General features: G+C 64.0%; 5 protein-coding genes. 3 read left to right on the forward strand and 2 right to left on the reverse strand.

Going from position 1 to position 7587, the window contains the following annotated elements; genetic code table 11:
- Positions 1-145: 145 nt before the first annotated feature.
- The gene (locus tag QX128_RS14900) at positions 146-1648 is read right to left on the reverse strand and encodes an ankyrin repeat domain-containing protein (RefSeq protein WP_316237805.1); all 1503 of its coding nucleotides are present in this window, start codon (positions 1646-1648) and stop codon (positions 146-148) included.
- Positions 1635-2936: an NAD(P)-binding domain-containing protein gene (locus QX128_RS14905; RefSeq protein ID WP_316237806.1), complete on the reverse strand. Its 1302-nt coding sequence runs from the start codon at positions 2934-2936 to the stop codon at positions 1635-1637. The genes QX128_RS14900 and QX128_RS14905 overlap by 14 nt, the downstream gene beginning before the upstream one ends.
- Before the next feature lie 357 nt (positions 2937-3293).
- On the opposite strand from QX128_RS14905, the gene QX128_RS14910 reads away from it, so the two are divergent.
- From QX128_RS14910 to QX128_RS14920, 3 genes are all read left to right on the forward strand, one after another.
- Positions 3294-4172 (forward strand): pyridine nucleotide-disulfide oxidoreductase, encoded by an 879-nt coding sequence (locus QX128_RS14910; RefSeq protein ID WP_316237807.1) that lies wholly within the window; start codon positions 3294-3296, stop codon positions 4170-4172.
- Between the two features lie 12 nt (positions 4173-4184).
- Complete coding sequence (locus QX128_RS14915; protein ID WP_316237808.1) at positions 4185-5543, forward strand: cytochrome c3 family protein; 1359 nt, start codon at positions 4185-4187, stop codon at positions 5541-5543.
- A gap of 491 nt (positions 5544-6034) precedes the next feature.
- A partial coding sequence (locus QX128_RS14920) for a cytochrome c3 family protein (protein WP_316237809.1) occupies positions 6035-7587 on the forward strand: 1553 nt, incomplete at its 3' end.

The raw sequence follows: 7587 nt of genomic DNA on the forward strand, positions 1-7587 counted from the left end.
AGAGCGGTATCATCGAGGCGTCTTGGTATGGAGCGTTATGTTCGTTGATAAATAACGCGCGAATCGTCTGCGGCGCCAGCGAGCAGCGAGCAGCGAACGCGACGTCGACCGCATGATAGGCAGGGAGACGAAACGGAATCGTCCGCTATTCCAGAAGCTTGGCGATATCGCTGTGACCGCTGGCAGCGGCGATGTCCGTGGCACGTTCGCGCCGCTTGTTCCTCAATTGCTTTTCGGCGCCGGCGGCGAGAAGGCTGTGCGCAATGCCGATGTTCCCCTCATGGGCCGCCATCATCAACGCGCTCATGCCCTGGCCATTGCGCACGTTCGGGTCGGCCTTGCGCCTGAGAAGCTCACTGACGACATCCGCAAGCCCGGCGCGCGCAGCGAGGATGAGGGCGGTATTTCCGCCTCTTGTCGCGCGTTTCGGGTCGGCCCCATGGTCCAACAGAAGCAGCGAGGCCGCGGCGCTGCGGCCTTCGATGGCATTCAGCAACGGCGTCTTGTCGTCGGCGTCAGCGCGGTTGACGTCCGCACCGGCGCGGATCAGTTGTCCGATCGCGTGCGTATTGCCATTGCCGGCCGCGTGCCAGAGTGCGGTGCGGCCCTGCCCATCGGCGGCGTTGAGGTCGGATCTCTGAACGAGTTGCCGATCGAGCGGGCCATTGGTGCACGACGCGACCGCGATCATGAGGGGGGTCCGGCCGTCCGCCGACGCGGGCAGACTGCCGGAGGCGCCGTCGAGGAGCGCAGCGATCGCGGCGCCGTTGCAGCGGCTGAGCGCCATCAATAGTGCGGTCGTGCCATCTGCACGCGCTGCAGATGGGTCGGCCGCCTTCGTCAGCAGCAGTTTGATGATGTCTCCATGATCCTTGTCCGCTGCCAGCATCAAAGGCGTGTCGCCGCGCCGGTTGCCGGTGTTCGGGTTGGCTCCCGAGGCGAGCAGGAGCTCCACCAGCCGAAGATGCCCGGCGGCCGCGGCGATCGCCAGAGGCGTATCGCCGTCCTCGTTGACCGCGTTGACGTCAGCCTTCGCAGCGATGAGCTGGCGCATCGGATCGAACTGGCCGCGCAGGGCGGCGTCGATGATGGCCGGATGGCCGTTTCGCATGGCGGCCTGCGCATCGAGCGTCGGTGGCGGCCTGCGCGCAGCTTCGCGCGCCGGCTCCCTGGCGCGGGGTCGCGCGTCTCGGCTGGCCATGTCGGCCATCAACTGCTCGGCGGGCTGATAGCCAGCCGCCGCCGACTTGCGCAGCCACTCCCGCGCCCGGTCGGGATCGGCCGGTGTTCCGCGGCCCGCGAGCCACATCGCTGCGACATTGTACTGCGCCTTGACGTGTCCCTTCCTTGCGCTTGCCTCCATCCATTTGAACGCCAGCGTATCGTCTGCTCTGGTGCCGAGACCGGCGCGGTAGAGCGACGCAAGCCGGTACTGCGCCTCCGGATCCCCGGCGTTGGCGGCGCGCTCGAGCAGCTTCAGTGCGTCCTCAGGATGTCCGGCGCGGATCGCGGCATCGGCCGCCTGGCTCGCGAATGCTTCGGAGCTCACGCCGGCCGGCGCGTCGCCGGCCGGGGCGACCGACGGCACGGTCGAGCCGACGAGACAGATCAGGGGGATGATGATGTGAGAGGACTTAAGCCGTGCCATATTTCGTCTCCACCTCGATACCCATGCTCTTCAGGAATGCGGTGGGCAGAATGCCGCCGACGCAGACGATGACGGCATCGTTTCGGATCGTGCTCGTGTTGCCGCCGGCATCGATGTCGACGTCGTCGCTGCCGATCCGTTTGACCGTGGAGTTGTAGATGACCCGGAGCCGCCCCGATCGAGCAGCTGTTTCAGTCCGTTGACGGTTCTTCAGCTTGGCGCGGCCGAACGACTCGCTGCGATGCGACAGGGTCACCGTCGTTCCGGGCTCGTCGGCGATGGAGCACGCGGCTTCCAGTGCGGCGTCGCCGCCACCGACGACGAGCACGTGCTGGCCGCGATACTGTTCGGGGTCGATCAGTCGATAGACGACCTTGTTCTGCTCTTCGCCAGGAGCTTCCAGCTTGCGTGGCGTTCCGCGGCGCCCGATCGCCAGGAGCACGGCATGCGTTCTGTAGCTGCCGCGGTTCGTCCTGACGTCGAAGCTTTCTCCCATTCGCGTGACGGCCTCGACGCGCTCGCCGACGTTCACCTTGAGGCGGGCCTTGCGCACGATCCCCATGAAGAAGGTGATCAACTGCTCCTTGCTGAGCTCTCTGAAGTTGAACTTGCCCGCGAGCGGCAGCGTGAAAGGTGCCGTCATCACCAGCTTGCCGCGGGGAAAGTGCGCGACGGTGCCGCCAAGCGAGTCCTGCTCCAGCGTCACGAAGCGCAGCCGATGCTGCAGGCAGGCGAGACTGGCGGAAAGTCCGGCCGGACCGCAGCCGACAATCACGACGTCGAGCATGTCGGACTTGCCGATGTTCTTGACCTTGCGGACGGAGTCGATCGCCTGGCGCCCCTGTTCGATGGCGTTGCGGACCAGCCCCATCCCGCCGAGCTCTCCGGCGATGAAGATGCCGGGTACGTTGGTCTGGAACGCCTCGTCCACGTTTGGAATGTCGATGCCGCGCGTTTCGGTGCCGAACACCAGCGTGATGGCGCTCACGGGGCACACCGCCTTGCAGGCGCCGTGTCCGATACAATGCGAAGGTTCGACCAGCGACGCCTTGCCGCCGATCAGGCCGAGAATGTCGCCCTCCGGGCACGCCCTGACGCATGACCCGCAGCCGATGCACAAGGCGGGATCGATGATAGGATGCAAGGATGCCGGCTCAAGCAGACCGGCTTCCTTGGCGGCCGAGAGCTTCGCGACGCTCTTTATTTCTCTTCTCTTGCGCACCGCCATGTAGGTGGCCCAGACGCCGAGCATCGGCGCGGCGTAGACGATCAGGAGATCGAGCGCCATGTCGTCTCGCTCCCTTGTCTTATGAACTAACAGCAGAAGAGAGCCGCTGGCCGCGAACTCCGCGTGAAGAGGTTCGATGCGGTGCTAGATGCAAATTCCTCTCAAGAGATGCCGACATAGAAATTCCAGAATGATCTGACGTCTTGGAGACAAGGATTGGATCATTCGTTGAACAGATGCCGTCGGCGGAAATATGGCTCGCACTGATTTCGGACTAATGACGTCGGTGTCGGAAGACGGATGGGGATGTTGCAAGTGGTTATCACTAAGTGGTCTCTCGACTGAGATCCGGAGATCCGCGAACGAGTCTGGCTTCCGCCAATCCGGCATTCGGGTTTCACAGGAAACGTCGAGGTCATGAGCAGAGCAGCGGTCGCTCGCGCGCGGGGCAATCCTCTTCGAGGAACCATTCCGGTCGTCATCACGGTCGTCGTTCTCGGAGCGATTACCGTGGGGTGGCTGCAGAAGGAGGAGGAGTATATTACGCCGGGCTCCGGCATCGGATACTGGCTCGGGATCTACGGCAGCGTCGCGATGCTGTCGCTGCTGGCCTATTCGATGCGCAAGCGCTTCAAGTCGCTGCGCGGGATCGGCTCGGTGCCGTTCTGGTTCAGGACGCACATGCTGCTCGGCGTCATCGGTCCCGTGCTCATCCTGTTCCATGCGAATTTCCAGCTGGGGGCGCTCAACAGCAATGTGGCGTTCTTCACCATGCTGATCGTGGCGATCAGCGGCGTGGTCGGCCGTTACATCTATGGCAAGATCCATATGGGCCTCCATGGTGGGAGAGCGCGGGTCAAGGAGCTGCTCGCCGAGGCCGAGGCAATGCGGACGGAGCTCGGTCAGGAAATGCAGGCCGTCTCGTTCGTGTCGCGGGAGTTGGCCGCCTTCAGCAAAGGGCTCGACAACAGGGTACCCCGAACCGCGCTGGGCAGCCTGCGGACCGGCGCGGTCATCGCAGCGCGCACGCGGCGGCTGCGCGCCAATGTGGTTGCGGAAGCGCGCCGGCTCATTCGCGCCGAAGCCAAGCGCGCGCGATGGTCGTGGTCCGAGCGGCGGCGTCGCGAGAAGCGAATCGAGGAGGTGGTGCGGCGCTACGCCGCTGCGGTGCGCAAGGCCGCTGAGCTGACGTTCTTCGAACGATTGTTTTCGCTGTGGCATGTGCTTCATCTGCCGCTGTTTTTTCTCATGCTGCTGGCGGGCGTCGTTCATGTCTGGGCCGTCCATCACTATTGACGGAGTTGCGTGATGCGGTGGCGTGTTGCGGTCGTCGTCGCCGTCCTGGCCGGCGTTGCGATGCTCTCGGCCGGGGGGCGGGCGCAGACGTTGCTGGAGAAGCTCGTCATGCCGGGCCCGTTGGTCGAGAAGCATGCCAAGCTCGAGAGCGAATGCGGAAAGTGCCACGAAGCCTATACGCGGAAAGCACAGTCGGGCCTCTGTCTCGATTGCCACAAGGAGATTGCCGTCGATCGCAGGCAGCGTGAGCGCCTGCACGGACGCGACCAGGCGGCGCTGAGCCAGGAGTGCAGGCAGTGTCACACCGACCACAAGGGGCGTGGAACCGACATCGTCCAGCTCGACAAGGAGACCTTCAACCACGACATGACGAACTACCGGCTTGTCGACGCGCACAAGACCGTGCCTTGTGCGGGATGTCACGTCGCGAAGGTGAAGTTCCGCAACGCGCCCTCGACCTGTTTCGAGTGTCACAAGGCGATTGATCCGCATCGCGGTCGACTCGGTGAACGCTGCGAGAACTGCCACACGGCGGTGAAATGGCGCGCGACCAAGGAGTTCGACCATACCAAGACCCGGTTTCCCCTCGTGGGCGCCCACAAGTCGGTCGCTTGTGCGACGTGTCATTCCGGTCAGCAATACAAGGATCTGCCGACCTCCTGTGGCTCATGTCACCGTCTTCAGGACGTCCATGGCGGCCGCTTCGGCGACAAGTGCGAGACCTGCCACGATCAGGACAAGTGGAAGACGGTCCGCTTCAATCACGACAAGACCCGCTTCCCACTGCGAAATGCCCATGCCAAGGTGAAGTGCGAGGGCTGCCATACGGGTGATCTCTATCGGGACAAGCTCGCGACCTCATGCGTGTCCTGTCACCGCAAGCAGGATCCGCATCAGGGCAAGCTCGGTGAGCGTTGCGAGGCGTGCCATAGCGATATGGGCTGGCGGAAGAAGCTCTCCTTCGATCATGAAATCACGCGCTTCCCATTGATCGGCCTGCACAAGTCGGTGCCCTGCGAGGAGTGCCACCGGACGCCGACCTACAAGAACACCCCGATGGCCTGTGAGAGCTGCCACAAGGATTTCCACCAGGGGAAACTCGGCGGGCGATGCGCCAGTTGCCACAATCCGAACGGATGGCGGCTATGGCGTTTCGATCACGCGCGGCAGACACGATTCCCGCTGGTCGGTGTCCACCAGAAGATCACCTGCGAGGCCTGTCACAAGGCCAAGTCGCCGCCGGATCTGAAGTTGCCGATGGATTGCTTCAGCTGTCATCGCAGCTCGGACGTGCACAATGGTACCTTCGGTCAGACGTGCGAGCGCTGCCATGTCGCAACGGGATGGCGCAACGTTCAGATCAGGAACTGATTCGAACGGCCGCGGTGGCTGCTGCAAGACGTCTGACATCGTATCGAGCTGATAAGAGCTCGCAATACTGATCAGTTCGAATGCAGATCAATGGCTTGCGTGATGGGCTTGCCGGACCATCGCGCGCGGGTGAGGTCAGAAACCTAAACCTCCATTCAGCTTGAGTTCAGCTTGGCCCAGTTTTGGGCCAGCTTTGCGCGTCTCTGGAAGCTCTGTCGTAGGCGTAGCGAAGGCTGCGTGATCTGGCCGGTGACTCCGTCATCGCCTAATCGATGCAGCGCTCGATCAAGGGAGCACGGAGCGTTTCGAGTATTCGGTGGCTGGGGAAGACGTGCCGCCGGGCCGTAGGGGGAATCCGCAAGAGTGTCTTGGGTTTGTCAGGGCGACCGCCGAGCGGCGGACGCTCAACGGTCTCGGCTGGATTGGGGTCGGCCGGTCGCCGTCGGATGTCCGGCTGGCGATCGAGTCGAGAGTGAAGAGCGGAGTTGGAGTTGAGCAGCTGCTACAGCAGACTGGGGCTGTTGGCGCGAGCCTCGCACCGCATGGTGCAGTGGCTGCTCGCCTGTGTGCTGCTCACTCTGGTGTTGGCAGGGCACGCTGCCGCGCAGAGCTCATTCGATCACGTCTCGACCGGGTTTCCGCTGACCGGAAGCCATGTCGGCGTGGAGTGCTCGTCCTGTCACGTCGGCGGGCGGTTCAAGGGCACGCAGACGCAGTGCGCCAGTTGCCACAACGGCGCGCAGACGGCGGGCATGTCCGTCAATCACCCGATGACCACGCGGCGCTGTGAGAGCTGCCATCAGACTTCGACATGGAAGGACGTCCGGGCGATCGATCATACCCAGGCGAAGGCGTCATGTACGACCTGCCACAACGGTGTGATGGCACGGGGCAAGTCGAAGAATCACATCACGACCGCAGCGCCATGCGATGTGTGCCACAGGTCGACGGCGAGTTTTCGCATCAGAATGAAGATGGACCACGCCGGCATCGTCGCCGGTTGTGCCAACTGTCACAACGGGACGACCGCGCGCGGCAAGTCCGGCAATCATCTCCAGACCAATCTGCCTTGCGAGTCCTGTCACACCAGCACGGCCAGCTTCGGCGGCGCGGCCTTCAATCATGCCGCGACCGACACCAACTGCGCGACCTGTCACAACGGCAAGACGGCGCAGGGGATGACCACGCCGCCGCACATCCCGACCGGGACGCTGCAATGCTCGAACTGCCACAGCAACACCGCCGCGAGCTTCACGACCTACACCATGAACCACGCCGCGGTGGCGACCGCGCGCTGCGACAGCTGCCACAACGGCAACTACACCGGCCAGGGTACCAAGGGCGCACTCGGCACCGCGTCGTATCCGAACCACGTTGCCACTGGCGGGGCGGACTGCGTCAGCTGTCACGCCAAGGCGGCGAGCGGCGGCTTCACCAGCTGGGGCGGTGCGGCGTTCAAGCATGCCGCGACCGACACCAACTGCGCGACCTGCCACAACGGCAGGACGGCGATGGGGATGACGACACCACCACACATCCCGACCGGGACGTTGCAATGCTCGAACTGTCACAGCAACACCGCGGCGAGCTTTGCCACCTACACGATGAACCACGCCGCGGTGGCGACGGCGCGCTGCGACAGCTGCCACAACGGCAACTTCACCGGCCAGGGCACTAAAGGTGCCATGAGCACCGCGTCATACCCGAACCACGTCGCCACCGGCGGCGCCGACTGCGTTAGCTGTCACGCCAAGGCGGCCTCGGGCGGCTTCACCAGCTGGGGCGGCGCGGCGTTTGCTCACAAGGCCACCGACACCAATTGCGCCACCTGCCACAACGGCAAGACGGCGCAGGGCATGACCACGCCGCCGCACATCCCGACCGGGACGTTGCAATGCTCGAACTGCCACAGCAACTCGGCGGCGAGCTTCACGACCTACACCATGAACCACGCCGCGGTGGCGACCGCGCGCTGCGACAGCTGCCACAACGGCAACTTCACCGGCCAGGGCACTAAAGGTGCCATGAGCACCGCGTCATACCC

The organism is Bradyrhizobium sp. SZCCHNR1015 (genome assembly GCF_032489875.1).
GTDB lineage: Bacteria > Pseudomonadota > Alphaproteobacteria > Rhizobiales > Xanthobacteraceae > Bradyrhizobium.